We start from the raw sequence: 25,514 nt of genomic DNA, 5'->3' as shown, positions 1-25,514 counted from the left end.
AGATCAGCCGGCCTGGGCCAGGTCGCCCGTGGCCAGCGACCAGGCCAGCAGCAGCATCACCACGGCGATCAGGCCGTCCAGCACGCGCCAGGCGCGCGCATCAGTGAAAAAGGGCGCAAACAGGCGCGACCCCACGCCCAGCACGGCCAGCCACATCACCGAGGCGGTCAGTACGCCGGCGGCGAAAGCGATGCGTGCGTCCGCAAACCCGTGGGCCAGCGAACCCACCACCACCATGTCGAGCCAGAAGTGCGGGTTGAGCAAAGAGAAACCCACCGCGCCCAGCAGCGCCGCACGGCGTGACGGGACGGCTTCGCGGCAATGGGCCAGCGGGCCGCCGCGCCAGGCGCGCCGCGCCGACTGCAGCCCGTACCAGGCCAGGAAGGTCACGCCGAACCACAGGATGGCCTGAGTCAGGCCGGGGATGATTTCGGTCAGGCGCTGCAGGCCCCAGACGCTGCCGAAAATGAACACGGCGTCGATCAGGGCGCAGGTCAGCAGCACCGTGAACAGATGCGCGCGCATCAGGCCCTGGCGCAGCACGAAGGCGCTTTGCGCGCCCACGACGGCGAACAGGCCCAGGCCGGTAGCGGTGCCACTGGCCCAGGCGGTCAGGAAAGCGGGAGAGGCGAGGGTGAACATGGTCGGCGCTGCAAACAAAAGGGGGAAATGACAAGGCGCCGGGATGCCGCTAGGCCGTATCCGGGCGCCGCCATGAAGTTGAGGCTATTCTGGCTTGTCCTGGATATGAAATACAGCTAATTTCCATAAACCATATTAAGCAATTCTTAATATGTCCCTTTTTCGCTTTCCGATCCTCGGAATTGGCACGATGGTTTTGCGGCTCACAGGGAGTGCGCTTTCATGAAATTCGATCACGATCACCTGCGGGCGCTGGCCGCCGTGGTGCGCGAAGGCAGCTTCGAGCGCGCGGCCGGCGCGCTGCATGTCACGCCCTCGGCCATCTCGCAGCGCATCAAGGCGCTGGAGGACCGCAGCGGCCGTCTGCTGGTGCAGCGCACGGTGCCGGCCCGGGCCACGGCCGATGGCCAGGTGCTGGTGCAGCTGGCCGAGCAGATGGCCGTGCTGGAACACGATGCGATGTTGCGTCTGGGCATGCCCGAGGACGAGGGTACACAGGCCAGCATTCCGGTGGCGGTCAACCATGACAGTCTGGAAACCTGGTTCGTGGATGCGGCGGTGCGTTTCGCGGCGCGCTCGCGCATTACCCTGGATCTGCAATCCGAAGACCAGGATCACACGGCCGCGCTGTTGCGCAACGGCTCGGTGCTGGGCGCCGTCACCACGCTGGCCGAGCCGGTGCAGGGCTGCCGCATCCATGCCCTGGGCAGCATGCGCTATGTGGCGACCTGCTCGCCGGCGTTTCGCGAGCGTTATTTTTCGGGCGGCGTGAATGCCCGCACGCTGGCCAATGCGCCGGTGCTGGTGTTCAACCGCAAGGACGGCCTGCAGGCGCGCTTTGCGCGGCGCATCATGGGTAGCGAACCCTGGCAGCCGCCGGTCTGGTGGGTGCCGTCCTCGCGTGCCTTCGTGATGGCCACGCTCGATGGTCTGGGCTGGACCATGAATCCGCTGCCCATGATTCAGGACGAGCTGGCCAGCGGCCGCCTGCAGCCTTTGCGCGCCCGCGCCTGGGAGGATGTGCCGCTGTTCTGGCAGCACTGGCGGCTCAACTCGCAGGCCATGCAGGCGCTGACCGATTCGGTGCTGGCGGCCGCCGGCGCCCTGGTGCGCAAGCGCTGAGGGCTTCAGGCGGGATAGCTGCGCGCGCCGAACAGGGCGCTGCCGATGCGGACCTCGGTCGAGCCTTCCTCGATGGCGATCTCGAAGTCGCCGCTCATGCCCATGGACAGCCGCGCCAGCGGCAGCGCCGCGGTGGCGTGGCGTTCGCGCAGTTCGCGCAGTCGCCTGAAGCAGGCGCGCACGGCGGCCGGATCGTCGCTGTTGACGGCCATGGTCATGAGGCCTTGCACGCGCAGGGCCGGGCAGTGCTGCTGCAGGTGCGCGAGCATCTGTGGCAGGGCTTCGGGGTCCAGGCCGAACTTGCTGGGCTCGGGCGAGGTCTTGATCTGCACCAGCACATCCAGGCTGCGGCCGGCATCGTGCAGGCGGCGTTGCAGGGCATCGGCAAGATCCGCCCGGTCGAGCGACTGGACCTCGGCCACGTCGCGCGCGACATCCTTGGCCTTGTTGGTCTGAAGGTGGCCGATCATGACCCAGGACAACCCCAGGTCGGCCAGAGGATCGGCCTTCTGGCGGATCTCCTGCGTTTTGTTCTCGCCGAAGCGGCGCAGGCCCAGGGCGGCGGCCTCGCGCACGGCCCGGGCGTCGAAGGTTTTGCTAACTGGCAGCAGCGCCACGCTGCCTGGGGCGCGGCCGGCGCGTTGGCAGGCCTGGGAAATGCGATGTTCGATGGCGGCCAGGCGGCTGGCCATGGAGTCGGTCATGCGAATCTCTGCGGAAGGGGCAGCCCCTGGGCGGGGCGAACCCGCATAGTGTATGCCTGCGGGCGGGCCGCGCCACGCAGGTGCGTTGCCCGCCGGCAATGGGCCGCATAGAATCAGGAAAGATTCTGACACTTCCCTTCACAGGCCGGCCTGGCGTGGCGAAGGGCCGACTTCTCTCATTGCGCCAGCGCCTTCAATCGCCGCCATGTCCACTGCTGCACCCGACTACGCCTTTGCCTCGGCTTTCCAGGCTCCTTATATCCCGCCGATCCGCTCGCTGATGCCCTACGCCCTGCGCGAAGGCACCATCTCGATGGCGGGCGGCTATCCCGCCCAGGAACTGTTCGACATTCCCGGCCTGAGTGAGGCCAGCATCCAGGTGCTCGGGCGTCTGGGCGCCTGTCTGCAGTATTCCAACGTCGATGGCGAAGCCAGCCTGCGTCACCAGCTGGGCCGTCTGACCGAGGCGCGCGGCCTGGCCTGCGATCCCGACACGGAGCTGCTGGTGACGGGCGGCTCGCAGCAGGCGTTGGCGCTGCTGGCGCGGGTGATGCTGCAGCCGGGCGATCATGCCGTGCTGGAGAACCCGAGCTTCCCCAATTCCCTGCAGGCGCTGCGCTACACCGGCGCGACCGTGCATGCGGTGGCGTCCGGCCCCGAGGGGATCGATCTGGATGCGCTCGATGCCTTGGCTGCCGAGGTCAAACCCAAGATGGTTTGCGTGGTGGCGTCCTTTTCCAACCCCTGCGGCGCCACGCTGACCCGCCAGGCCCGCCTGCGCCTGCTGGATCTGGCGGTCAAGCACCGTTTTCTGATCGTCGAGGACGACCCCTACGGCGAACTGCGTTTTTCGGGTGAGACCGTGCCGCCGATCGCCGCCCTGGCCCAGGGCGAACAGCGCAATTGGGCGGTCTATATCTCCAGCATGTCCAAGACCATGGCCCCGGGCCTGCGGATCGGCTGGCTGGTCGGGCCGCAGGCGGTGCGCCGCCGCTGCGTGACGGCGAAATCGGCTGACGACATGGCCTGCCCGGTCTGGATCCAGGAAATCGTGGCGCAGTACCTGGACAATGGCAGCTACGCCAAGCATGTGCCGCACATCCGCGCAGCCTACGGCTCGCGTTGCAATGCGCTGGCCGAGGCGCTGGAGCGCGAACTGCCGGGCGAAGTGGCGTTTTCCAAGCCCGAAGGCGGGATGTTCTTCTGGGCCCGCCTGACCGGCGATATCGACGCCACGCGCCTGTTGCCCTATGCCATCGAGCACGAGGTGGTCTATGTGCCCGGCTCGTCGTTCTATGTCGAAGGCACGCAGGCCGACCCCTACGCCATGCGCATGTCCTTCGCCACCATGAACGAGGAACGCATTGCGCTGGGGATCCGGCGCCTGGCCCAGGCGCTCAAGGCCTGCGAGGCGGGTGCGCCGGTCTCGATCACGCTGCCGGCCTGAGGCGCGACGCTTCAGAGGCGGTGGTTATAAGGGCGTGGCGATCGCTTATTTGGCGCGCGCCATGCCTGCCGTTACGCTTGCGAATGTTCCGGCGCAGGGCGCCTTGCTGAAAAAAAGAGGAGTACGGTATGAAGATCACGACTTTGGCTGCCGCAGCCACGCTGGCGTTGGCCGGCCTGCAGGGCGCGCAAGCGGCCACCCTGGACGTCGTCAAGAAGCGCGATGCCGTGGTGTGCGGCACCACCACCGGCTTTGCAGGTTTTTCGGCGCCTGACGCGCAGGGCGTCTGGCGCGGCCTGGACGTCGATCTGTGCCGGGCGGTGGCGGCTGCCGTGCTGGGCGACGCCAACAAGATCAAGGTCGTACCCCTGAATTCGCAGCAGCGTTTCACCGCACTGCAATCCGGCGAAGTGGACGTGCTTACGCGCAACACCAGCGTGACCCAGCAGCGCGACACGGCGCTGGGCATCATCCACGCCGGCATCAACTTCTACGATGGCCAGGGCTTCATGGTGCCGAAGAAACTGGGCGTCAACAGCGCCAAGGACCTCGATGGCGCAACGATCTGCATGCAGACGGGCACCTCCAACGAGAACACCCTGGCCGACTGGGCGCGCGCGCACAAGATCACCTACAAGCCCGTGGTGATCGAAACGTTCAACGAAGTGGTCAACGCCTTTGCCGCCGGCCGCTGCGATGTGTTCACCACGGATGCCTCGGGCCTGGCCTCGATCCGTATTTCCAAGATGGAGAAGCCGGATGATTACGTGGTGCTGCCGGAAATCATCTCCAAGGAGCCTCTCGGGCCGTTCGTGCGCCAGGGCGATGATGCCTGGCTGAACATCGTGAGCTGGACGCTGGCGGCCATGATCGAGGCCGAAGAGTACGGCCTGACCACGGCCAACGTCGACGAGCAGCTCAAGAGCGACAATCCCAACGTGCGCCGCATCCTGGGCGTGACGCCGGGCGCCGGCAAGAACATGGGCCTGGACGAGAAGTGGGCCTATAACATCATCAAGCAGGTCGGCAATTACGGCGAAAGCTTCGAGCGTAACGTCGGCCAGGGCAGTCCGCTGAAGATCAAGCGCGGCCTGAATGCGCAGTGGGCCGATGGCGGCCTGATGTACGCCCTGCCCATCCGCTGATAGGCCGGACCGCGTCGTCAGGCGCGGTCGGCCGGCTCATCGCCCGGCCGCACAGGGTCGGGTGGCCTGCCGGCGGGCTGCCAGGCAGCTCCGCAGCAGCGCCAGCGCCGTCAGTGCGGCGGCCTGCGCTCAGAGGGGGCGGCGGTAAAGCTGGGAAATCCTGGCGAAGGCGGACTGCAATTCGCGCGTGCCGCCCTGGAACACGATGGGGCGGCCCCGGCGGGTGAAGATCACCAGGCGCTTGGAAAACAACAGCGGCACGAATCTGGCGGACTGGATGTCTTCCCAGGCGACTTCGCGCCGGGTGAACCAGCGCTGGCGCAGGCCCCGCTCGTCGATGGTGGTGATGGAAACCTGCATGTTCCAGGACACCACGGCCAGGCCGAGGAAGCACAGCCCCACGCCTGCGGCCAGGATGGTGTTGAGCTGGCTGGCGGGCATCCGGATCCCGGTGCTGATGAGCTGCATGCCGAGCAGGGCAAGCAGGATCCAGGCCAGGATACGCACCCAATCGGGCCAGGCCTGGCCCGACAGGGGCAGGGGGCCGATCTCGCGCAGCAACGCGGCGTGGTCTTGGGCCGAAGGCGCGGCAGTAGGCGTGGTCATGGCGGGGCTCCGGCGGTAAACGCGCATTCTACGCTGGCCGCCGGCCTGGCCCGGGCAGCAGCGGCCTGCGGCTTCAGGCAGCCCGCTTGGCCGCCACGGCGTTGCCGGCCCGGCTGGAGCCCTTGCGGCCCAGGTGGGCGGCGATCCACTGGCCGGTGTCGACCACTGCATCGAAGTCCACGCCGGTGTCGATATCCAGTCCGCGCAACAGGTAGAGCACGTCTTCGGTGGCGACGTTGCCGGTGGCGCCCTTGGCGTAGGGACAGCCGCCCAGGCCGGAGACGGAGGTGTGGAAGATGCCGATGCCGGCTTCCATGGCCGCCAGGATATTGGCCAGGGCCTGGCCATAGGTGTCATGGAAATGGCCCGAGATGCGCGCCGGATCGATGATCGCGCTGACGGCGGCCATCACGTCGCGCACCCGGCGCGGCGTGCCCACGCCGATGGTGTCGGCCACGTCGAACTCATCGCAGCCCAGCGCCTGGAAACGGCGCGCCACGTCAACCACGCTCTCGATGGGCACATCGCCCTGGTAAGGGCAGCCCAGGGCGCAGCTGATGCTGCCGCGCACCCGCAGGCCGGCTTCGCGCGCGGCGGCGGCCACCGGCTCGAAGCGGGCGATGGATTCGGCGATTGAACAGTTGATGTTCTTCTGTGAAAAGGCTTCGCTGGCGGCGCCGAAAATCACGATTTCGTCTGCGCCGGCGGCCAGGGCGCCTTCCAGGCCCTTCATGTTGGGCGTGAGCACCGAATACAGCGTGCCGGGGCGGCGCGTGATGCGGGCCATGACTTCGGCGCCGTCGGCCATCTGCGGCACCCACTTGGGCGAGACGAACGAGGCGGCCTCGACATTGGGGAAGCCCGCGACAGTCAGGCGGTCCACCAGCTCGACCTTGATGTCGGTGGGGACGAATTCCTTTTCGTTCTGCAGGCCGTCGCGCGGTGAAACTTCGACGATCTTGACTCGGGTGGGCAAAGACATGTCTGTTCCTGATTCGGGGCGCCGCCGGCGGCGCAATCCGCCTAGTGTAGAGCAGCCGCGAGGGCGGCGGCGCAGCAAAGGGAGGCCGGCCAATTGTTCGATTTATTTGCTGACGGGCGATGTTTGGTAAGAATTAATTAAATGTCGCTTTCCTGGCCCCAGGGGCGGGCTATCCTGGGTCGGATCGGCCTGCTGCCCGGGGTTCGCCCGGTCGGCAGGAGCGCGAATCGGGCGGAAGGCGGCAAGCCTTCTGCGTTGATCAATCTCGAATCAAGGTTGGGTATATGCGGACTTATCTTCGGAATGTTTCCCTCGCGGCTGCGCTGTCCCTGGCGGCAGGTGCTGCCATGGCGCAGGGCGCCGATGCGCTCAACAACCAGGCCCGCATGGGCGGTGTCATGCAGGCAGCGGCCCTGTCCTGCGGCGGCTATACCGATGCCCAGCTGCGTGACCTGAAAGCGAAGCAACAGAAGGCGCTGGCCGAGAACGGCATGTCGGGCGCGGCGTTCGAAGCGGCCTTTGCGGCCGGTGAGGCGCAGGGCAAGCAGGCCATCAGCCAGGCCAGCGCCGAACAGAAAAAGCAGATGTGCGATGAGCTGAAGTCTGCCGGGGTGCGTTAAGCGCCGCGCGCCGCCTCAGCGCAAGCGCTGCAGGCGGCCGTCTTCCAGGCGGGCCACCCAGCCCGCCAGTTCCAGCTCGGTGAGCTGGGCGTTGAGCGTTGCCATGTCGAGCGCCATTTCCGCAGCCAGTTCATCCGGGTGGCGCGGGTCATGACCCAGGCACGCCAGCAGGGCCGGATGCGGCGCTGGCGGCGTCTGGGCAGCTTGTGCAGGGCGTGGCGACGGGTTCGGGCTGCCGAGTTCATCGGTGATGTCCTGTGCCGTTTCGACCAGCTTGGCGCCCTGGCGGATCAGGGCATGGCAGCCGCGCGACAGCGGCGAATGGATGGAGCCCGGGATGGCGAAGACCTCGCGCCCGTTCTCGCCGGCCAGCCGGGCGGTGATGAGCGAGCCGCTCTGGCGCGCCGCCTCGACCACCAGCACGCCGCGCGTCAGGCCGGCCACCAGCCGGTTGCGCTGCGGGAAATGATGAGCCTGCGCGCCCGTTCCCAAGGGAAATTCCGATAGCAGCAGGCCCTGCGCCGCAATGGCATGGGCCAGTTGGCGGTTGGCGGCCGGATAGACCCGGTCCACGCCGGTGCCCAGCACCGCGATGGTGGCCGCGCCTGCTTCGCCGGCCGCCAGGGCGCCCTCGTGGGCGGCGGCGTCGATGCCCTGCGCCAGGCCGCTGACCACGCACCAGCCATGGCTGGCGAGGTGGCGGGCGAAGGCGCGCGCATTCTGCGCGCCCATGGGCGTGGCGTGACGCGCGCCGACCACGGCCAGGGCGGGCTGCTTGAGCAAGGCGGGGCGGCCCTTGGCGTACAGCAGCACCGGCGGATCGCTGATGCTGAGCAGGGCCTGGGGGTAGCCGGGATCGGCCAGGGTCAGGACATAGTGGTCTTCGCCCTCGACCCATTGCAGGGCTTGCGCGATCTGTTCGGCCATTGCGGCCGGCGCGGGCGCGGCCAGTTGCAGGGCCAGCGGCTGCGGCAGCTGGCGCATCAGGGCGGCGCTGCGCTGGGCATACAGGGCCTGCGGCAGGCCGAAAGCGCGCAGCAGGCCGCAGGCCGTCACCGGGCCGACGCCAGGCTCGAGCGACAGGCGCAGCCAGGCGGCGAGTTCGTCAGGGTCATGAAGCAGAGGCATGGTGAAAACCAGAGGGAAGGCGGTTCAGGGGCCAAGCGTAGCAGGCGCCAGGCGCGCGAGCAGCCCGCAGCGCGGCGTTTGGAGCGCGCGTGCTCAGAGCACCCGGTGCTCGATGGCGAACTTGATCAATTCGGCCTGACCCTCGATGCCGAGTTTGCGCTTGAGGTTCTGCCGGTGCGTCTCGACCGTGCGCACCGAGAGATCGAGCGTCTGGGCGATCTGCTTGTTGGCCAGGCCGGCGCCGATGTGGCGCAGAATCTCGCGCTCGCGCTGGGTGAGCAGCGACACCGGCGCGCAGCTGTTGGCCAGTTTCATGGATACCCTTGCGCTGAAATAGCGCTGACCGGCCTGCACCGCGGCGATGGCATTGATGATTTCTTCGGCCGGCTCGTCCTTGAGCAGATAGCCGCGCGCCCCGGCGCGCACGGCCTGCAGCATGTATTCGACGTTGTCGTGCATGGACAGGATCAGCACGGCGATTTCGGGGTAGCGTTCGTGCAGTTGCGTGGCCAGCTCCAGGCCGTCCATGCCGCGCATGTAGAGATCGAGCAGGATGATCTGCGGCATCTGCGCCGGACCGCATTCGGCCAGCCAGCGCAGTGCGGCCTGGGCATTGTCGGCCTCGCCGACCACGCTCAGGCCGGCTGCGGCCTCCAGATGCAGCTTGAGGCCATCGCGCACCAGGGCGTGGTCATCGATCAGCAGGACGCGGGCGGGAGGGGCGGGCATGATGGGGTTCCTTGCTTGGGCTGACAAACGGGACAGGCAGGGTTAGCGGGGCAGGCGGGCGCAAAGCGTGGTGCCCTGGGCGTTGCTCTGGATGTCGAGTTCGCCGCCCAGCGTGACCATGCGTTCGGTCATGTTGTGCAGGCCGATCCCGGCTTGCGGGTCCTTGCGCACGGCGCGCAGGTCGAAGCCGCAGCCATTGTCGTCGATGATCAGCTCGGTGGCCTCGGGCAGATAGCGCAGCCGCATCTCGACCCGGCTGGCGTGGGCGTGGCGCAGCGCATTGGCCAGGGCCTCCTGGGCCAGGCGGAAAAGGGCCGTGGCCTGGTGGTCGGGCAGCGGATGCGGCTTGCCCTCGATACGCAACACTGCCTGCAGTGTTCCTTCGGGCGTTTCCCAGGTTTCGCGCGTCAGGTGCTCCAGCGCGGCCGGCAGGCCCAGGTCGTCCAGCAGCGAGGGCCGCAGATTATGCGATAGTCGCCGCACTTCGGCTACCGCGCCTCCCAGGCGCTGCAACGCGCCTTCGAGCAGCGGATCGACCGGCGCCTGAGAGGCCGCTGGCGCGGCCCGCAGCCGGCTGCGGGCGGCTTCCAGTTGCAGCTTGATCGAGATCAGCAACTGGCTCAGCCCGTCGTGCAGCTCGCGCGACAGCCGGGCGCGCTCGTCCTCCTGGCTGCGCACGACCTGGCGCGCCAACAGCCGCAGCTTGGCCTCGGCCTGGCGATGGTCGCTGATGTTGAGCGCCCACCCGCCGAAGGCCACGACCAGCAGCCCCAGCGCGGCGATGCCGCCCACCCAGCGGATCATGACGGCGATGCTGGCCTGCACCTGCTCGTCGATCTGATGCAGGGCCTGTTGTACATCGTCGATGTAGATGCCGGTGCCGATCATCCAGCCCCAGGGCTGCACGGCCTGCACATAGCCCAGCTTGGCGACGGTTTCATGGGTCGAGGGTTTTTCCCAGAGATAGCGCACGGCGCTGCCCTGTGCGCCGCCGGCCTGCGCCACGGACAGCAGGTTCTGGATCACCGGGTTGCCTTCGATGTCGCGCATCTCCCAGTGGCTGCGTCCCACCAGCGCCGGCTGGCGCGGATGCATGAGGTTCACGCCCTGCAGATTGAAAACGAAGAAGTAGCCGTCGTGCCCGAATTGCATATTCGCCAGCAGGGCCAGCGCCTGTTCCTGGGCCTGCCGGGTGTCGGCCGAACGCAACAGCGGCGCAATCGCGCTTTGCGCCAGCCGCACGTAGTGACGCAGCTCGGTGGTCTTGGTCTCCATCCAGGCGGCAGCCAGCACGGCTTTCTGGCGTTTGGCCAGCTCCAGCGTCTGCAGGGCGATGCCCAGCGCGATGATGGTCACGGCCACCACGAAGGGCACCACAGCCAGCAGCAGGATCTTGGATCGGAGTCTCATGGGGGGCGGAACGGGCGGGGGAAGGGGATTGCGTTTTGCGCCATTTTCGCCCAAATTGACATTGGCCTTCGGGCATTCCGCCTGATGCGACTACGTAGCAATTACGTAGTAATACGTACCCTGGCTGCGTAGTGGCGCGCTTGTTCCCGGTCCGCCCAATGTCAATACTATTGGCCGCCCTATCCGGGCAGGGGACGGGATGAGCCGCCCCATCACGAATCGCGGGTGAAGGCTGGCCGCCTCCGGGCAATGACACAGCCGCTGAAGCCCGCTGGAGGAGCCTTTCATGCATACCAGCAAGGGACTGGGCCAGCATATGGTCTGGCTGGGGGTGGCGATTCTGGGCGCGTTTGCGCTCGGCACCGTCGCACTGAGCCGCGGGGAAACCGTCAACGCATTGTGGATGGTCATCGCTGCGGTCTGCGTTTATCTGATCGCATACCGCTATTACAGCCGCTTCATCGCCGACAAGGTGTTCATGCTCGATCGCACGCGCATGACGCCGGCCTGGAAGTACAACGATGGCCTGGATTATGTGCCGACCAACAAGCACGTCTTGTTCGGCCACCATTTTGCCGCCATTGCTGGCGCCGGCCCGCTGGTCGGCCCCGTGCTGGCCGCCCAGATGGGCTACCTGCCGGGCATGCTGTGGATCCTGGCCGGCGTGGTGTTCGCCGGCGCGGTGCAGGATTTCACCATCCTGTTCATCTCCACGCGCCGTGACGGCCGCTCGCTGGGCGAGCTGGTCCGCGAGGAGCTGGGCACCATCCCGGGCGTGATCGCGCTGTTTGGCGCCTTCATGATCATGGTCATCATCCTGGCGGTGCTGGCCCTCATCGTGGTCAAGGCCCTGACGCATTCGCCCTGGGGCACCTTCACGGTTGCCGCCACGGTGCCGATCGCGCTGTTCATGGGCGTGTACCTGCGGTATATCCGGCCGGGCCGCATCGGCGAGATCTCCATCATCGGCTTCGTCGCCCTGATGGCCGCCATCGTCTTCGGCCAGGACGTGGCCGAAAGCGCCACCTGGGCGCCGTACTTCGACTTCGACGGCGTGGGCCTGACCTGGGTCCTGATCGGCTATGGCTTCGTGGCCGCCGTGCTGCCGGTTTGGTTGCTGCTGGCGCCGCGCGACTACCTGTCGACCTTCCTGAAGATCGGCACCATCGTCGGCCTGGCCATCGGCATCCTGTTCGTGGCGCCCCAGCTCAAGATGCCGGCGCTCACGCAGTTCGTGGATGGCTCCGGGCCGGTCTGGTCGGGCAACCTCTTTCCCTTCCTGTTCATCACCATCGCCTGCGGCGCGGTGTCGGGCTTTCATGCGCTGATCTCCTCGGGCACCACGCCCAAGCTGATCGAAAACGAAACCCAGGCGCGCTATATCGGCTATGGCGGCATGCTGATGGAGTCCTTCGTGGCCATCATGGCGCTGGTGGCCGCCTGCGTGATCGAGCCGGGCATCTACTACGCCATGAACAGCCCCGCGGCCGTCATCGGCACGTCGCCCGAGCAGGTCGCACAGGTGGTCTCCAGCTGGGGCTTCGTGATCACGCCTGCCGATCTGGTGCAGACCGCCAAGGACGTCGGCGAGAACACCATCATTTCGCGCGCCGGCGGCGCGCCGACCCTGGCCGTGGGCATGGCGCACATCCTGCATCAGGCACTCGGCGGCCCGGCCATGATGGCCTTCTGGTATCACTTCGCCATCCTGTTCGAGGCGCTCTTCATCCTGACGGCGGTGGACGCCGGCACGCGTGCCGGGCGCTTCATGCTGCAGGATCTGCTGGGCACCTTTGTGCCGGCCCTCAAGCGCACCGAATCGCTGCCGGCCAACCTGATCGCCACCGGGCTGTGCGTGGCGGCGTGGGGCTACTTCCTGCATCAGGGCGTGGTCGATCCGCTGGGCGGAATCAATACGCTGTGGCCGCTGTTCGGCATCGCCAACCAGATGCTGGCGGCCGTGGCCCTCATGCTCGGGACGGTGGTGTTGTTCAAGATGAAGCGCGACCGCTACGCCTGGGTCACCATCCTGCCCACGATCTGGCTGCTGGTGTGCACCCTGACCGCCGGCTGGCAGAAGATCTTCGATGCCGACCCCCGCGTCAGCTTCCTGGCGCATGCGGCCAAGTACAACGCCGCCATTGCCGAAGGCACGGTGCTGGCGCCGGCCAAATCGCTGGCGGAAATGGGTCGCGTGGTGTTCAATGACTACATCAACGCGGCGCTGTGCGGCATCTTCATGTTCGTCGTGATCAGCATCGTGGTGTTCGGCATCCGTTCGGTGCGGCGCGCCCGCGCCAATGCCCAGCCGACCGCCCAGGAAACCGCGTATGAACCGCTGCCGCCGGAAACGGCCGCAGCCACTGCCAGCTGAGCAAGGAGGCGCGTATGTTGTTCAACAACTTGGGACAGGCGGCCGGCACGGCGGGCCGCTACCTGGGCCAGACGCTCAGGCTGATGGTCGGCGTGCCTGACTACCAGAACTACGTCGACCACATGCGCCGCACTCACCCGGACCAGGAGCCCATGAGTTACGAGGCTTTCTTCCGGGAGCGGCAGGACGCCCGTTACGGCGGCGGCAAGCGCATCGCCTGCTGCTGACCGGGCTGCGCCCGGCGCGTCACGCGCGCGCCGGGCGCAGCGGGCTCTTGACCTTGCGCATCACGATGTGCGAGCAGATGTCGCGTACCCCGGGCGTCTGATTGAGTTTGTCCACCACGAAGTTCGAGAAGGCCTCCAGGTCGGCGGTCTTGACCTGCAGGACGTAGTTGCTTGCGCCAGTCACGATGCTGGCTTCATGCACCTCGGGCCAGACCTGCAATTGCGCCATGAAGGACTCATGCCAGCCGGGCTGGGTCTGATCCAGCGATACCTGTACGATGGCCTCGAAACGTTGCCCCAGCAAGGCCGGATCCACAATGGCCTGGTAGCCGAGGATCACGCCGCTTTCTTCCAGCGCGCGCAGGCGCCGCAGGCAGGCCGACGGCGACAGCGCCACCTGGTCGGCCAGTTGCTGGTTACTGATGCGGCCCTCTTTCTGTAAGAGGGCGATGATCCGGCAGTCAATCCCATCCAGCGTCATTTTTCGCAGATTCCTTCAGTATTGGCTTCTATATTCGCATCTTCATGCAAATCTCCGGGCCTGTCATGGGGAATTTGCAATGCAGGCGAGTGGTCGCGCTGCTAGCATAGTCCGATACTTTCTTGCCTGGACCGAACCCATGAAAACCCGTGACGACTGCCTGGCCGCCGATCGCCAGGATCCGCTGGCCCACCTGAAGAGCCAGTTCGCGCTGCCCCAGGGCGTGCTCTATCTGGACGGCAATTCGTTGGGGGCGCAGCCCGTGGCCGCCCTGGCGCGTGCGCAGGAGGTCGTCAGCCAGGAGTGGGGCCAGGGCCTGATCCGCAGCTGGAACACGGCGGGCTGGTTCGATCTGCCCGCGCGCCTGGGCGCCAAGCTGGCGCCGCTGCTGGGGGTGCCGGGCGACGATGTGGTGGTTACCGATAGCACCTCGCTGAATCTCTTCAAGGTGCTGGCCGCTGCCCTGCGCATCCAGGACAGCCAGGCGCCCGAGCGCCGCGTGATCGTTTCCGAGCGCGACAATTTTCCCACCGTTCTGTACATGATCGAAGGCATGATCGACTTTCTCAAGCAGGGCTACAGCCTGCGCTTGGTCGATGAAAGCCTGCCGCTGCAGGAGGCGCTGGGCGACGATGTGGCGGTGCTGCTGCTGTCGCACGTCAACTATCGCAGCGGCGCCATGTACGACATGGCGGCCGTGTCGGCCATGGCGCATGCGCAAGGTGCGCTCGTCATCTGGGATCTGGCCCATGCCGCAGGCGCCGTGCCGCTGGCCCTGCAGGCCGATGGCGCCGACTTCGCTGTCGGCTGCACCTACAAGTATCTCAATGGCGGGCCGGGGTCGCCGGCCTTTCTGTGGGTGGCCGGGCAGCACCAGAACGCCTTCTGGCAGCCCTTGTCGGGCTGGTGGAGCCATGCGCAGCCGTTCGCCATGTCGGACCGCTATGCGCCGGCGCAGGGCATCCGCCGCTACCTGTGCGGCACCCAGCCGATCACTTCGCTGGCCATGGTCGAGTGCGGCCTGGACGTGGCGTTGCAGGCCGACATGGCCGAGGTGCGGCGCAAGTCGCTGGCCATGAGCGACCTGTTCATCGAGCTGGTGCGCACGCGCTGCGCCGCGCATCCTCTCACGCTCATCACGCCCGAGGATCATGCCGCGCGCGGCAGCCACGTGAGCCTGCGCCACCCGCAGGGCTACGCCGTCATGCAGGCCCTGATTGCACGTGGGCTGATCGGCGACTATCGCGAGCCGGAAGTGCTGCGCTTCGGCCTCACGCCGCTTTATCTCGGCTATGCCGACGTCTGGGATGCGGTCGAGATTCTGCGCGACGTCCTGGACACCCGGGCGTGGGATCGTCCGGCGTTCCTGGCGCGCGCGCAGGTCACCTGAAACGAAAGGGTCTATGGGCGCTTTAGCGGAAAACGATTAGAAATCTCGATCTGGTTGAACTAACATATCAATCAACGTCTTATTGTTCCGCAAAACCGACTTTTCATGGCATTGCTTCCCATCCTCCGCTATCCCGATCCCCGTCTGCACAAAGTGGCCAAGCCGGTACAGATCGTGGATGACCGCATCCGCCAGCTCGTCCAGGACATGGCCGAAACCATGTACGACGCGCCGGGGGTGGGGCTGGCCGCCACCCAGGTCGATGTGCACGAGCGGGTCATCGTCATCGATGTCTCCGAAGAGGGCAACGAACTGCGTGTGCTGATCAACCCGGAAATCACCTGGCGCAGCGAAGACCAGAAAGTCTACGAAGAAGGCTGTCTGTCGGTGCCGGGCATCTACGACGAGGTCAAGCGCGCGGCCAGCATCCGTTGCAAGGCGCTCGACGCTCAGGGCCAGCCCTACGAGTTCGAAGCTGACGGCCTGCTGGCTGTGTGCGTGCAGCACGAGATCGATCACCTGGATGGCAAGGTGTTCGTCGAGTACCTGTCCATGCTCAAGCAGGACCGCATCAAGACCCGCCTCAGGAAAGCCGAGCGCGAAGCCCAGCGCGCCTGACACGCCGCGCCCGTGCCAGCGGCCCGCCGACTTTGCGGCGGGCTTTGTCTTTGGCGGGCGGCGGTTTCACAATAGCATTCAGCCCTTGGTACGCCCGCTTGCCGCGGGCGGCCTCTTTTCTGGAAGATTCCCGATGCGCCTAGTCTTCGCCGGTACGCCCGAGTTCGCCCGCCACGCCCTGCAGGCCCTGATCCAGGCCGGCCACGAGATCGCGCTGGTGCTGACGCAGCCCGACCGCCCGGCCGGCCGCGGCCTGAAGCTCACACCCAGCCCGGTCAAGGCCGCTGCCCTGGAAGCCGGCCTGACGGTCGCCCAGCCGCGCAGCTTGCGCCTGGACGGGCGCTATCCCGACGAAGCCGCCCAGGCGCGCGAACAGTTGCTCGCCGCCGCGCCGGACGTGATGGTGGTGGCCGCCTATGGCCTGATCCTGCCGCGCTGGACGCTGGAACTGCCGCGCCTGGGCTGCCTGAACATCCACGCCAGCCTGCTGCCGCGCTGGCGCGGCGCCGCACCCATTCAGCGCGCCATCGAGGCCGGGGATGCGCGTACCGGCGTCACCATCATGCAGATGGATGAGGGGCTGGACACCGGTGACATGCTGCTGGAGCGCGAAGTGCCTATCGGCGCCGACACCAATGCTGCCATGCTGCATGACGCATTGGCCGAGGTGGGCGCGCGCGCCATCGTCGAGGCGCTGGACGCCCTGGCGGGCCCCGGCCTGGTGGCGCGCAAGCAGCCGGCCGAAGGCGTGACCTATGCCGCCAAGCTGGAGAAGGCCGAGGGGCTGCTTGCGCTGGAAGAAAGCGCGGCCGTGCTGGAACGGCGCATCCGCGCCTTCAATCCGGTGCCGGGGGCCAGCGTGCGCCTGCCGGGCCTGGCCGAGCCGGTCAAGATCTGGCGGGCGCAGGCGCTCGAACAGACGAGTGACGCGGCGCCGGGCACGGTATTGCGCGCCGACGCGCAAGGGGTCGACATCGCCGTGGGCCAGGGCGTGCTGCGCCTGCTGGAGTTGCAGAAGGCCGGCGGCAAGCGCCAGCCGGTCGAGGTGTTCGTGCGCGGCTGGCAGCCCTGAGGGCGGCCCGGCCTCAGTAGAGGGTCTTGCCCAGGCGTTCGGGCAGATCCCGGTCGTAGGCCGCGCCGTCGATCTCGCCGGCGCTGAAATCACCCAGCATGCGGCCGGTGCTGGGCAGGGCCGAGCGCGGGATCTGGCTGTCGGCCTCCCAGAGCCGTGCGCGCACCACCGCGCGCGAGCACTGGAAATACACCTTTTCCACCGCCACCACCATGACCGAGCGTGCCGGCTTGCCATCCATGGCGTAGTGCTCCAGCAGCTGCGGATCCACGCTGATGATGGCGCGGCCGTTCACGCGCAGCGTCTCGCCCACCCCCGGGATCAGGAACAGGAGCGCCACGCGAGGATCTTCCAGCACGTTGCGCAGGCTGTCGATGCGGTTGTTGCCGCGCCGGTCCGGCAGCATCAGGGTGTGCGCGTCGTGCACCGCCACGAAGCCGGCGGGGTCGCCGCGCGGCGAGGCATCGAGCCCTTCGGCACTGCTGGTGGCCAGCACCGCGAAGGGCGCGGCCTGGATGAAGGCCTGGTAGTGCGGATGAAGGTAGTCCAGTTCTTTGGAGAGCGAGGCCTGGCCGGGCTCGCCATAGCGCTCGGCCAGGGCCTGGACATCGGTGATGCGGTAGCGGGGATCGGGCGTCATGGCGGGTTCCTGAGGTCAGGCGGGAGCGAGCAGGGAGGGGGCCAGGTCACTGACCTGGTTGAACAGCAGATCGGGATGCCGGGCCGCCAGCGCATCGGCGCGGTTGTAGCCCCAGGCGACCGCGCCACTGGCCACGCCAGCCTCGCGTGCGGCGTCGATGTCGCGCAGTTCGTCGCCGATCAGGATGGCTTGCTGCGGGGGCAGCCCGTTGTGGCGCAGCAGGTGCGCCATCTTGGCTGCCTTGCCGAAGATGTCCGTGCCGCAGGCGAAGTCGCTGATCAGCGGCGTCAGGGCGGGGCCGAGCGCGGCGCGCACATTGGCTTCGGCGTTGGAGCTGAGCACCGCCAGGCGCAGGCCGCCGCGGTGCAGTGTCTGCAGGGCGTGGCCGATGCCGTCGAACAGCCCGATGCCGCCGGCGGCCTGCGCCTGGCGCATATAGGCCAGCAGGGCGGGGGCCTTCCACAAGGAAATGTCGAGCCGCTTGAGGATGTGCAGGACGTCATGGCCGCGCAATTGCTCGACTTCTTCGGCGTCGGGGGCGCGAAAACCGAACTTGCCGGCGGCCTCTGTCAGCACCGAGCGCAGCCAGGGCAGCGAATCGGCCAGCGTGCCGTCGAAATCGAAAGCGGCCAGGCTGTAGCGGGGGGTGGGCGTCGGGTTCACAGTTCAGCCTGGTCGATCCACTTGGACACCGTGGGCGGCTGGTAGCTTGCGAAGCGGTCCAGCAGCGCGGCAGGGTCGCTCTCGACGGCCAGCATGGCGCGGTGTTGCGGGCGCATGAACGCCTCGGCCACCGTGTGGTCCAGGAAGGTCGCCAGCGCATCGTAGTAGCCGGCGATGTTGAGCAGGCCGCAGGGTTTGCGGTGCATCTCCAGCTGGGCCCAGGTCCACGTCTCGAAGATTTCCTCAAGCGTGCCGACGCTGCCGGGCAGGGCCACGAAACCGTCGGCCAGCTCGGCCATCATGGCCTTGCGCTCGTGCATGGTCTGCACCACGTGCAACTCGGTCAGGCCCTTGTGGGCCAGTTCTTTGTTGATGAGGTGCTCGGGGATGATGCCGATGGCGCGGCCGCCGGCTTGCAGCACCGCGTCGGCGACCGCGCCCATCAGGCCGACGGCGGCGCCGCCGTAGACCAGGGCGATGTCGCGCTTGACCAGTTCACGGCCGAAGGCGCGGGCCTGTTCGAGGTATTCGGGTTGGCGGCCGCTGTTCGAGCCGCAATAGACACAGATTTTTTCCAGGGGCATGGCTGCAAAGGCGCGGCGCCGGCGAGAGGCCGGCACCAGGGTTTAGACCACCCTAGTTTACGCAATTGCCGCCCATGCCACGGGCCGGGTCTCAGAGACGGTCGGCCCAGAGATCGTATTCGTCGGCGTCGGTCACGCGGGCGCGCACCAGATCGCCCGGCTTGAGCGGCTGCTCGCTGGAGACATACACACAGCCGTCGATCTCGGGAGCATCGGCGCTGGAGCGGCCCACGGCGCCATCCTCGTCGACCTCATCGATCAAGACCTCGATCTCGCGGCCCACGCGCGCCTGCAGGCGCTGCGCGGAGATTGCCTGCTGGTGCTCCATGAAGCGCTCCCAGCGCTCTTGCTTGACCTCGTCGGGCACGGGGTCCGCCAGGGTGTTGGCCGGCGCGCCTTCGACCGGCGAATACTGGAAACAGCCCACGCGATCGAGCTGCGCCTCGCTCATCCAGTCCAGCAGGTATTGGAAGTCGTCTTCGGTTTCGCCGGGGAAGCCGACGATGAAGGTCGAGCGGATGGTCAGGTCCGGACAGGTCTCGCGCCACTTGCGAATGCGCGCCAGCGTCTTGTCTTCGAAGGCCGGGCGTTTCATGGCCTTGAGGATGCGCGGGCTGGCGTGCTGGAAGGGGATGTCCAGGTAGGGCAGCACCTTGCCCTCGGCCATCAGCGGGATGACCTCGTCGACGTGCGGGTAGGGATAGACATAGTGCAGGCGGGTCCATACGCCCAGACTGGAGAGCGCGTCGCACAGTTCCGTCATGCGGGTCTTGACCGGCCGGCCGTTCCAGAAGCCGCTGCGGTACTTCACGTCCACGCCATAGGCGCTGGTGTCCTGCGAGATCACCAGCAGTTCCTTCACGCCGGCGCGCACCAGGCGCTCGGCCTCGTTGAGCACATCGCCCACCGGACGGCTGACCAGATCACCGCGCATCGAGGGGATGATGCAGAAGCTGCAACGGTGATTGCAGCCCTCGGAAATCTTCAGGTAGGCATAGTGGCGCGGCGTGAGTTTCACGCCTTGCGGCGGCACCAGGTCCACGTAGGGATTGTGATCCTGGCGCGGGGGAGCTACCCCGTGCACGGCGCGCACCACTTCCTCGTACTGCTGCGGCCCGGTCACGGCCAGCACGCTGGGATGCACCTGGCGGATGGCCGATTCCTCGACCCCCATGCAGCCGGTGACGATGACCTTGCCGTTCTCGGCCAGGGCTTCGCCGATGGCCTCCAGCGACTCGGCCTTGGCGCTGTCGATGAAGCCACAGGTATTGACGACCACCACATCGGCGTCGTGGTACTCGGGCGTGACTTGATAGCCCTCGGTGCGGAGCTGGGTCAGGATGCGCTCGGAGTCGACCAGGGCCTTGGGGCAGCCGAGTGAGACGAACCCCACGCGCGGAGTGTGGTCTTTAGCGTTCATGGATTTGCTTTTCAGGAGGTCGCCCATGCAGGGCAGGGGCGGGGCGACGCAGCGCCCGGAGAAACGAAGCTGGCGATGATTTTACCGTGCGGGCGGGGCGGCTCACAGCGTGGCGTGCGGCCGGGGGTCAAAACCGTGGCGCGCACGCCGCCGCAAGACGTCCCGCCGGCCCGACGCTGCGCCGGCCTCAGCGGCAGAGGTCGAATTCCAGGCGCACGAACTTGGTGGGAAATTCCAGGCGGGCGAAGTAGATCAGGCAATGTTCGTCGCAGGCGTAGCGGCGCACCTCGGCCACGCTGTCGCCGACGGTCAGGTCCAGCGCGCGTGCGGATTCGACGCCGGCGTCGGCGATGGTGATCTTCTGGCGGGCTTCGCGGATCTCCAGGCCGGGGATGCGTGCGATCACGGAGGCGGCGGCCGCTTTCAGAAAGGCGGCCTTGTGCTGCTTGAACAGCGTCTCGTCGAGGTAGACCTCGCTGAAGCAATAGGGCACGCCGTCCTTGACGTGCAGGCGTCGCAGGTGGCGGTAGGCCTTGGCGAAGCGTCCGCTGAAGGCCATGCCCAACTCCGGCAGTTCGGCGATGGCGTGTTTGCCGTCATAGAGGCTTTCCGTGCCCAGCAGGTCGCTCAATGCCACGGTCTCGGCCCAGTTGGAGGGGATCTGCAGCTCCGCCACGCTGGGGATGTTGTTGCGCACGAAGGTGCCTATGCCGCGTCCGCGCCGGATGTAGCCTTCTTCCTCGAGAATGCCGATGGCATTGCGCAGCGTCATGCGCGCCACGCGATACTGCTCCATCAGCGCTTCGAGCGAGGGGATCTGCTGGCCGGGTTGCCACACGCCCTGGGCAATGTTGCGCCGGAACTCGGCTGCCAGCTGCAGGTAAAGCGGAAGCTTGCTGCGCGACAGGACTTCGGAGGCGTGGGCTTGCGGCAAGGAGGAGGGGCGGGCGGCCATAGACGTCGTGGTCAGGTTATCCGGGCGGGTCCAGGAGATCCTGGGCCTGCCGGCGCAATACGTGCTTTTGCACCTTGTTGGAGTTGGCGCTCTGGACCATGGGGAACGCATCCACGAAGACGACCCGTCGCGGGACCTTGAACTTCGCCATGGCGCGCTGGCAGGCGCTAATGATAGCTTGCTCGTCCAGCGGCCCGCCGGCCGGGCGCACGAAGGCGACCGGCACGGTCTTGCCGTGCTGCTCGGCGCCTACCACCTGAACGGCCGCGACCCCGGGCAGGGCTTCGATGAAATGTTCGATTTCCCGGGGCGAGACGAGAAATCCGCCCAGGCGCAGTTGATCGCCGTCACGGCCCTGAAACAGGAACTGGCGCTCATTGACGGTCTGGCCCAGGTCGCCCGTGCGGAAGTAGCCATCGGCGCTGATGGCCTGTCGGGTGGCCTGGGGGTCGTTCAGGTACTCGGCCATGAGGCTGGGCGCAAGAATCTCGATCAGGCCGGTGGCCCCATGCGGCAGGACGGCGCCGGTCTGCGGGTCGATGGCGCGCACACGCGCCTGGGCCGCGGCCAGCGTGCCGCCGGCCTGGCGCCGCTGCGCCCAGTCGGCATCCAGGCGCTGGCCGGCCACCAGGGCCTGCAGTTCGCTGGAGCCATACAGGCCGGCAATCGGAATGCCGGCTGCGCGGGCGCGCTCGGGCAGATCGTCCATGGAGGGCGCGAAGCTGGCGTAGCCCACATAGCGCAGCGAGGGGTAGGGCGGATGAGTCGGTCCGGCCTGCTGCAGCAGGTGGTCGATGAATTCGTTGTTGGCGAAAGTATGGGTCACGCCGTGGTCGCGGATCTGCGCGGCAGTGGCGGCGGCCTCGAAGACCGGCAGCGACACCAGGGTGGCCCCCTGGGTCAGACCGCAAAGCAAGGTTGAAAAACCGAAGGCGCCGCACATCGGCGCGGCCAGCAGCACCACGCTGCCGGCGTCGATGCCGTAGGCCGCCGCAGCCATGCGCCCGTGCCCGATCAGGCCGGCCTGGCGGTGCAGCACGAGCTTGGGGGCCGAGGTGGTGCCCGAGGTCGTGTACACCAGCGCCCCGTCTTGCCGGCCATCGTGGCGGGGCGCGGCGGCGGGGGCGGCGGCGGCATAGTCCAGCACCGGCGGCAGCGACGTCAGCGCATGCAGCGCCTGGCTGTCGCCGACGCCGATGATGCCGCGCAGGCCGGCCAGGGTGGCCGCGTCCAGGCGGCTCAGGATGTCCACGAAGGGCAGGCCCTTGAAGGCCGGCCACATGGCCAGCCAGCGGCACTCGCCGCGCGTGAGCAATTGGGCCACCTCATGTTCGCGAAAGCGGGTGTTGACCGCCACGACCGTGATGCCCAGGCGGGCGCAGGCCAGGAAGGTGACCAGCCATTCGATGCAGTTCGGCATCCACAGAGCCAGGCGTTCGCCGCGCTGCGCGCCCTGCGCATGCAGCAGGCCGGCCAGCCGTTCGACCTCGGCCTGCAGCCCGGCGTAGTCCAGGGCCCGGTCCGCGTCCTGGAAGGCGCAATGGCCGGGGCGCGCCTGCGCATGCTGGTGCAGCAAGGTGGTGAAGTCCATGCCGGTCTCCTTACAGCGTGGCGATGGGCGTGACGGGCGAGCCGACCGCGCCGGGCAGGCGCAGCGGCGGGGCCGTCAGCAGAAAGCGGTGGCGTCCGGCGGCCTCGAGGGCCTGCGCCAGGTCTTTCAGGTACCAGAGTTCGGCCAGGGGCAGCCCCAGCTTGAACAGGCAGTGATGGTGCAGCGGCAGCAGCGATTTGCGCCCCGGGCGCTCGCGGGCCGGATAGGCCTCGACGGCATAGTTATCGGCACAGATGGCCGCGATGCCGCTGTCGGTGATCCATTGCAGCAGCGCGTCGTCGGCGCCGTCCAGCACGCAGCAGGCCTGGTGCAGCTGTTCGGCGTCCGGCTGGCCGGCCATCTCCATGATGAGTTCGGCGAAGCCGGTGCGCAGCACCAGCATGTCGCCCGGCTCGACCTGCACGCCGTCCTTCTCCATCACATCCATCAGCTCGCGATAGCCGATCAGCTGGCGCTTTCGGCCGTAGTGGCGCACCAGGTCGATCAGCACGCCGCGGCCCTGCATGCCTTTGGCGGCGAGGTGCTCGATGCCCAGCTTGAGCGCGCCCATGGCGTGGCCGCCGCCGCAGCAGCCGGCGTCGGCCGGCGTGTCGGGTCCGAGGATATCCGTGCCGGCCTGATAGCCGTTGTAGTAGACCTTGCGCGGCGTGCCGCTGCCATCGGTGTCGAAGTAGGCGCCGACATGGGCCAGCGCATCCCACTGGGTGGAGTACTGCAGCGACATCACGACCTGGTCGTCGCTGAGCACGTCGATGGAGGAAGGGTCCAGATTCTCCATGGCGAAATTCATATAGGGCACGCCATCGCGTTGCGTGCCGCTCAGGCGGGGCGGCTGGCGGCGCGGGTTGAGCGCCATGCCGCCGGGCAGGTCCAGTGGCAGCGACAGGCAGAAGACCAGACCCTGGCGGACTTCCTGTATGCCCTTGAGGACCTGCTGCGGGCCGATCAGGTTGACCCGGCCCAGTTGATCATGTTCGCCGAAGTCTCCCCAGTTGGAGCCTTGCGGCCGATGCGTCCAGCGCTTCATGTGCTTCCTTTGCTTCTGTGCGGAGGTGGGTTGCGATCAGGCCGCGCCGATGGTCAGGCCGCCGCAGACGAAATGAGTCTGTCCGGTGACAAAGCCACAGCGCTCGTCCATGAAATAGGCCACGGTGTGGGCCACGTCGGCCGGCGTGCCCATGCGGCCGACGGGGATGCCGTCGAGCAGCGCCTGGCGGCGGGCCGGCTCGTTGGCGGCGGCAAAGAAGCCGGTTTCGATCGGACCGGGTGCGATCGCGTTGACCGTGACGCCGGCGCCGGCCAGCTCCAGCGCCCATGTGCGGGTCATGCCGATCAGGCCGGCCTTGGTCATGCTGTAGATGCTGCGCTCGGGCTTGCCCAATGCCGCGCGCGAGGCGATGTTCAGCACGCGGCCCTGCTTTTGCTGGCGCATGCCGGCGGACAGGGCCTGGGTGAAGCGGATCGCGACTTCGATGTTGAGCTGGACCGCCTGGTAGAGGTCGCCGGCCGTGACGTCCGGCAGCGCGCCGATGGGCACGATGCCGGCGTTGTTGACCAGGCCGTAGAAGGGCGTTTCATGCCGCAGCGCCACCAGGAAATCCTCCACGGCGGCCCGGTCGCTGAGATCCAGCGAATGGAAGTCCAGGCCGGCGAGCCGTTGGGCCGGAGGGGTGCGGGCCACGCCGGTGACGGCGTAGCCCTCTGCGATCAGGCGTTCACAAATGGCTTTGCCGATGCCTTTGCTGGCGCCGGTGACGAGGACGCGTTTGGGGGTCATGCCATGGGTCTCCTGCCGCCTTGGCGGAACGGTTCCGGATGAATACCCGCAGCGTAAACAACGCCCTCCATCCAGACCATTAGTACAAACATCTATATATATGATCTATTAGCCGGGCAAAATAAAGCCGGTCCGGGGTGGGTCCCGGCCGCTACAAAAACAGCCGGCCAAAGGCCGTGCGGCATTCCACGGAGACAGATCGACATGACACACCCTTTCATCCCGAGGCTGGCGGCCTGCGCCTGCCTGTGCCTGGCCGCGGCCCATGCCGGCGCCGCCGACTATCCCGTCAATCCGGTGAGCCTGGTGGTGGGCTACGGCGCCGGCGGCGGCACCGATGTCTGCAACCGCATCCTGGCGCAGGATGTCGCGCAGCGCCTGGGCCAGCCCATGATCGTCGAGAACAAGCCGGGGGCCGGATCCTCGCTGTCGGTGACCTACATCCAACGCCAGCGCCCGGACGGCTACACCATCGGCTCCCTGTCCACCGGGGGCGTGCTCAATCAGGTGCTGAACCCGGGCAACAAGTACGACGTGCGCCGCGACCTCACTCCCATCGCCCTGGTGGCGCAATATCAGGTGGGCCTGCTGGTGCGCGCGGACTCGCCGCACAAGACCCTGGCCGACCTGGTCGCGGCCGCCAAGGCGGGCAAGGCGCCGATGAGTTACAGCACCGCGGGCGTCGGCACGCCCCAGCACCTGACCACCGAACGGATGGCCCAGGCCATCGGCGCGCAGTGGGTGCACGTGCCCTACAAGAGCGGGCCGGAGACGGTGTCGGCCCTGATGCGTGGCGATGTCGATTTCATGGCGCAGACCGCTGAATGGGTGCCGTATGTGCGCGATGGCCGGCTGCGGCTGCTGGCGGTCTATACCGATGGTCCCATGAGGGGTTTCGACGCACCGACCCTGCAGGCGCAGGGCTATGACCTGGTGGCGCCCAGCCTGCTGGGCATCGTCGGGCCGGCCGGCATGGACGCTGCCGTGGTCAAGACGCTGCAGGATGCGTTCGAGGCCGCCGCCCGCACACCGGCTTTTGCCCAGTGCGCCGATCAGTTCGGCCTGAAAGTGGATTTCCGTGATGCGGCCGCCTTCGGCCGCTATCTGGATGACACGCTGCGCAGCTGGACCCCGTTATTGCAACAGTTTGCCGTCAAGGAGTGAGA

At 67.4% G+C, this 25,514-nt stretch carries 26 protein-coding genes; 10 read left to right on the top strand and 16 right to left on the bottom strand.

What is annotated here, in order from left to right; all coding sequences use genetic code 11:
- Positions 1-3: 3 nt before the first annotated feature.
- A complete protein-coding gene (locus A7V84_RS17950) occupies positions 4-642 on the bottom strand; it encodes a LysE/ArgO family amino acid transporter (protein ID WP_025514044.1) in 639 nt (212 codons plus the stop codon).
- Between the two features lie 222 nt (positions 643-864).
- On the opposite strand from A7V84_RS17950, the gene A7V84_RS17945 reads away from it, so the two are divergent.
- Positions 865-1,764: a LysR family transcriptional regulator ArgP gene (locus A7V84_RS17945; RefSeq protein ID WP_025514042.1), complete on the top strand. Its 900-nt coding sequence runs from the start codon at positions 865-867 to the stop codon at positions 1,762-1,764.
- Positions 1,765-1,769: 5 nt separating this feature from the next.
- Here A7V84_RS17945 and A7V84_RS17940 read toward each other — a convergent pair whose 3' ends face one another.
- A complete protein-coding gene (locus A7V84_RS17940) occupies positions 1,770-2,468 on the bottom strand; it encodes a YggS family pyridoxal phosphate-dependent enzyme (protein WP_025514040.1) in 699 nt (232 codons plus the stop codon).
- A 205-nt stretch (positions 2,469-2,673) separates the two neighbouring features.
- Between A7V84_RS17940 and A7V84_RS17935 the strand changes: the two genes are divergently transcribed.
- Both A7V84_RS17935 and A7V84_RS17930 read left to right on the top strand, forming a co-directional pair.
- Positions 2,674-3,915: an aminotransferase-like domain-containing protein gene (locus tag A7V84_RS17935; protein ID WP_025514038.1), complete on the top strand. Its 1,242-nt coding sequence runs from the start codon at positions 2,674-2,676 to the stop codon at positions 3,913-3,915.
- Positions 3,916-4,043: 128 nt separating this feature from the next.
- Positions 4,044-5,060 carry an amino acid ABC transporter substrate-binding protein gene (locus A7V84_RS17930; protein ID WP_025514036.1) on the top strand — a complete coding sequence of 339 codons (1,017 nt, stop codon included), beginning with the start codon at positions 4,044-4,046 and terminating at the stop codon, positions 5,058-5,060.
- 129 nt (positions 5,061-5,189) lie between these two features.
- Here A7V84_RS17930 and A7V84_RS17925 read toward each other — a convergent pair whose 3' ends face one another.
- Positions 5,190-5,666 (bottom strand): membrane protein, encoded by a 477-nt coding sequence (locus A7V84_RS17925; protein WP_025514034.1) that lies wholly within the window; start codon positions 5,664-5,666, stop codon positions 5,190-5,192.
- A 73-nt stretch (positions 5,667-5,739) separates the two neighbouring features.
- Positions 5,740-6,648: a hydroxymethylglutaryl-CoA lyase gene (locus A7V84_RS17920; protein ID WP_063491728.1), complete on the bottom strand. Its 909-nt coding sequence runs from the start codon at positions 6,646-6,648 to the stop codon at positions 5,740-5,742.
- A gap of 284 nt (positions 6,649-6,932) precedes the next feature.
- Between A7V84_RS17920 and A7V84_RS17915 the strand changes: the two genes are divergently transcribed.
- Positions 6,933-7,268 carry a hypothetical protein gene (locus tag A7V84_RS17915; protein ID WP_025514031.1) on the top strand — a complete coding sequence of 112 codons (336 nt, stop codon included), beginning with the start codon at positions 6,933-6,935 and terminating at the stop codon, positions 7,266-7,268.
- Between the two features lie 15 nt (positions 7,269-7,283).
- Here A7V84_RS17915 and dprA read toward each other — a convergent pair whose 3' ends face one another.
- The 3 genes from dprA to A7V84_RS17900 form a co-directional block, all read right to left on the bottom strand.
- Positions 7,284-8,396, bottom strand: a complete 1,113-nt coding sequence (gene dprA, locus A7V84_RS17910; protein ID WP_025514029.1) for a DNA-processing protein DprA — start codon at positions 8,394-8,396, stop codon at positions 7,284-7,286.
- A gap of 93 nt (positions 8,397-8,489) precedes the next feature.
- Positions 8,490-9,125, bottom strand: a complete 636-nt coding sequence (locus A7V84_RS17905) for a response regulator (RefSeq protein ID WP_033535139.1) — start codon at positions 9,123-9,125, stop codon at positions 8,490-8,492.
- Positions 9,126-9,167: 42 nt separating this feature from the next.
- Complete coding sequence (locus tag A7V84_RS17900) at positions 9,168-10,535, bottom strand: cache domain-containing protein (protein WP_033535138.1); 1,368 nt, start codon at positions 10,533-10,535, stop codon at positions 9,168-9,170.
- A gap of 286 nt (positions 10,536-10,821) precedes the next feature.
- Between A7V84_RS17900 and cstA the strand changes: the two genes are divergently transcribed.
- Both cstA and A7V84_RS17890 read left to right on the top strand, forming a co-directional pair.
- Positions 10,822-12,909, top strand: coding sequence for a pyruvate/proton symporter CstA (gene cstA / locus A7V84_RS17895; protein ID WP_025514027.1), 2,088 nt, complete (start codon positions 10,822-10,824; stop codon positions 12,907-12,909).
- Between the two features lie 14 nt (positions 12,910-12,923).
- The gene (locus tag A7V84_RS17890; RefSeq protein WP_051348212.1) at positions 12,924-13,136 is read left to right on the top strand and encodes a YbdD/YjiX family protein; all 213 of its coding nucleotides are present in this window, start codon (positions 12,924-12,926) and stop codon (positions 13,134-13,136) included.
- A 19-nt stretch (positions 13,137-13,155) separates the two neighbouring features.
- Here A7V84_RS17890 and A7V84_RS17885 read toward each other — a convergent pair whose 3' ends face one another.
- Positions 13,156-13,617: an Lrp/AsnC family transcriptional regulator gene (locus A7V84_RS17885; protein ID WP_025514023.1), complete on the bottom strand. Its 462-nt coding sequence runs from the start codon at positions 13,615-13,617 to the stop codon at positions 13,156-13,158.
- 139 nt (positions 13,618-13,756) lie between these two features.
- Here A7V84_RS17885 and kynU point away from each other — a divergent pair, with 139 nt between their 5' ends.
- From kynU to fmt, 3 genes are all read left to right on the top strand, one after another.
- Complete coding sequence (gene kynU / locus A7V84_RS17880) at positions 13,757-15,007, top strand: kynureninase (RefSeq protein ID WP_063491729.1); 1,251 nt, start codon at positions 13,757-13,759, stop codon at positions 15,005-15,007.
- A 105-nt stretch (positions 15,008-15,112) separates the two neighbouring features.
- Positions 15,113-15,625 (top strand): peptide deformylase, encoded by a 513-nt coding sequence (gene def / locus A7V84_RS17875; protein WP_033535137.1) that lies wholly within the window; start codon positions 15,113-15,115, stop codon positions 15,623-15,625.
- A gap of 133 nt (positions 15,626-15,758) precedes the next feature.
- The gene (gene fmt / locus A7V84_RS17870) at positions 15,759-16,697 is read left to right on the top strand and encodes a methionyl-tRNA formyltransferase (protein ID WP_025514013.1); all 939 of its coding nucleotides are present in this window, start codon (positions 15,759-15,761) and stop codon (positions 16,695-16,697) included.
- 13 nt (positions 16,698-16,710) lie between these two features.
- On the opposite strand, the gene A7V84_RS17865 is transcribed toward fmt, so the two are convergent.
- From A7V84_RS17865 to A7V84_RS17830, 8 genes are all read right to left on the bottom strand, one after another.
- Positions 16,711-17,337, bottom strand: coding sequence for a pyridoxamine 5'-phosphate oxidase family protein (locus tag A7V84_RS17865; protein ID WP_063491730.1), 627 nt, complete (start codon positions 17,335-17,337; stop codon positions 16,711-16,713).
- A gap of 15 nt (positions 17,338-17,352) precedes the next feature.
- Complete coding sequence (locus tag A7V84_RS17860; RefSeq protein WP_025514009.1) at positions 17,353-18,000, bottom strand: HAD hydrolase-like protein; 648 nt, start codon at positions 17,998-18,000, stop codon at positions 17,353-17,355.
- Positions 17,997-18,584, bottom strand: coding sequence for an LOG family protein (locus tag A7V84_RS17855; RefSeq protein WP_025514007.1), 588 nt, complete (start codon positions 18,582-18,584; stop codon positions 17,997-17,999). The genes A7V84_RS17860 and A7V84_RS17855 overlap by 4 nt, the downstream gene beginning before the upstream one ends.
- 91 nt (positions 18,585-18,675) lie before the next feature.
- Positions 18,676-20,004 carry a 30S ribosomal protein S12 methylthiotransferase RimO gene (gene rimO, locus A7V84_RS17850; protein ID WP_025514005.1) on the bottom strand — a complete coding sequence of 443 codons (1,329 nt, stop codon included), beginning with the start codon at positions 20,002-20,004 and terminating at the stop codon, positions 18,676-18,678.
- A 187-nt stretch (positions 20,005-20,191) separates the two neighbouring features.
- Positions 20,192-20,959, bottom strand: coding sequence for a GntR family transcriptional regulator (locus A7V84_RS17845; protein WP_025514003.1), 768 nt, complete (start codon positions 20,957-20,959; stop codon positions 20,192-20,194).
- 16 nt (positions 20,960-20,975) lie between these two features.
- Positions 20,976-22,550, bottom strand: coding sequence for an AMP-binding protein (locus A7V84_RS17840; protein WP_025514001.1), 1,575 nt, complete (start codon positions 22,548-22,550; stop codon positions 20,976-20,978).
- A gap of 10 nt (positions 22,551-22,560) precedes the next feature.
- Positions 22,561-23,598, bottom strand: coding sequence for a cyclase family protein (locus A7V84_RS17835; RefSeq protein WP_025514000.1), 1,038 nt, complete (start codon positions 23,596-23,598; stop codon positions 22,561-22,563).
- Positions 23,599-23,634: 36 nt separating this feature from the next.
- Complete coding sequence (locus A7V84_RS17830) at positions 23,635-24,348, bottom strand: SDR family NAD(P)-dependent oxidoreductase (protein ID WP_063491731.1); 714 nt, start codon at positions 24,346-24,348, stop codon at positions 23,635-23,637.
- Positions 24,349-24,552: 204 nt separating this feature from the next.
- Between A7V84_RS17830 and A7V84_RS17825 the strand changes: the two genes are divergently transcribed.
- Entirely contained in the window at positions 24,553-25,512 is a 960-nt protein-coding gene (locus A7V84_RS17825; protein ID WP_025513995.1) for a tripartite tricarboxylate transporter substrate binding protein, read from the top strand.
- Positions 25,513-25,514 lie beyond the last annotated feature (2 nt).

Source organism: Bordetella trematum, assembly GCF_900078335.1.
GTDB lineage: Bacteria > Pseudomonadota > Gammaproteobacteria > Burkholderiales > Burkholderiaceae_B > Bordetella > Bordetella trematum.
The sequence above is the reverse complement of the archived record's forward strand: the minus strand, read 5'-3'. Positions and strand labels throughout refer to the sequence as shown.

Coding starts and splice junctions, on each gene's coding strand:
- A7V84_RS17905 (WP_033535139.1), bottom strand. CDS start 9,125: ATGCCCGCCCCTCCCGCCCGCGTCCTGCTGATCGATGACCACGCCCTG.
- def (WP_033535137.1), top strand. CDS start 15,113: ATGGCATTGCTTCCCATCCTCCGCTATCCCGATCCCCGTCTGCACAAA.
- A7V84_RS17885 (WP_025514023.1), bottom strand. CDS start 13,617: ATGACGCTGGATGGGATTGACTGCCGGATCATCGCCCTCTTACAGAAA.
- A7V84_RS17835 (WP_025514000.1), bottom strand. CDS start 23,598: ATGAAGCGCTGGACGCATCGGCCGCAAGGCTCCAACTGGGGAGACTTC.
- A7V84_RS17930 (WP_025514036.1), top strand. CDS start 4,044: ATGAAGATCACGACTTTGGCTGCCGCAGCCACGCTGGCGTTGGCCGGC.
- fmt (WP_025514013.1), top strand. CDS start 15,759: ATGCGCCTAGTCTTCGCCGGTACGCCCGAGTTCGCCCGCCACGCCCTG.
- A7V84_RS17945 (WP_025514042.1), top strand. CDS start 865: ATGAAATTCGATCACGATCACCTGCGGGCGCTGGCCGCCGTGGTGCGC.
- A7V84_RS17825 (WP_025513995.1), top strand. CDS start 24,553: ATGACACACCCTTTCATCCCGAGGCTGGCGGCCTGCGCCTGCCTGTGC.
- A7V84_RS17865 (WP_063491730.1), bottom strand. CDS start 17,337: ATGACGCCCGATCCCCGCTACCGCATCACCGATGTCCAGGCCCTGGCC.
- rimO (WP_025514005.1), bottom strand. CDS start 20,004: ATGAACGCTAAAGACCACACTCCGCGCGTGGGGTTCGTCTCACTCGGC.
- A7V84_RS17915 (WP_025514031.1), top strand. CDS start 6,933: ATGCGGACTTATCTTCGGAATGTTTCCCTCGCGGCTGCGCTGTCCCTG.
- A7V84_RS17920 (WP_063491728.1), bottom strand. CDS start 6,648: ATGTCTTTGCCCACCCGAGTCAAGATCGTCGAAGTTTCACCGCGCGAC.
- A7V84_RS17845 (WP_025514003.1), bottom strand. CDS start 20,959: ATGGCCGCCCGCCCCTCCTCCTTGCCGCAAGCCCACGCCTCCGAAGTC.
- A7V84_RS17940 (WP_025514040.1), bottom strand. CDS start 2,468: ATGACCGACTCCATGGCCAGCCGCCTGGCCGCCATCGAACATCGCATT.
- A7V84_RS17900 (WP_033535138.1), bottom strand. CDS start 10,535: ATGAGACTCCGATCCAAGATCCTGCTGCTGGCTGTGGTGCCCTTCGTG.
- cstA (WP_025514027.1), top strand. CDS start 10,822: ATGCATACCAGCAAGGGACTGGGCCAGCATATGGTCTGGCTGGGGGTG.
- A7V84_RS17890 (WP_051348212.1), top strand. CDS start 12,924: ATGTTGTTCAACAACTTGGGACAGGCGGCCGGCACGGCGGGCCGCTAC.
- A7V84_RS17935 (WP_025514038.1), top strand. CDS start 2,674: ATGTCCACTGCTGCACCCGACTACGCCTTTGCCTCGGCTTTCCAGGCT.
- kynU (WP_063491729.1), top strand. CDS start 13,757: ATGAAAACCCGTGACGACTGCCTGGCCGCCGATCGCCAGGATCCGCTG.
- A7V84_RS17925 (WP_025514034.1), bottom strand. CDS start 5,666: ATGACCACGCCTACTGCCGCGCCTTCGGCCCAAGACCACGCCGCGTTG.
- A7V84_RS17830 (WP_063491731.1), bottom strand. CDS start 24,348: ATGACCCCCAAACGCGTCCTCGTCACCGGCGCCAGCAAAGGCATCGGC.
- A7V84_RS17855 (WP_025514007.1), bottom strand. CDS start 18,584: ATGCCCCTGGAAAAAATCTGTGTCTATTGCGGCTCGAACAGCGGCCGC.
- A7V84_RS17840 (WP_025514001.1), bottom strand. CDS start 22,550: ATGGACTTCACCACCTTGCTGCACCAGCATGCGCAGGCGCGCCCCGGC.
- A7V84_RS17950 (WP_025514044.1), bottom strand. CDS start 642: ATGTTCACCCTCGCCTCTCCCGCTTTCCTGACCGCCTGGGCCAGTGGC.
- dprA (WP_025514029.1), bottom strand. CDS start 8,396: ATGCCTCTGCTTCATGACCCTGACGAACTCGCCGCCTGGCTGCGCCTG.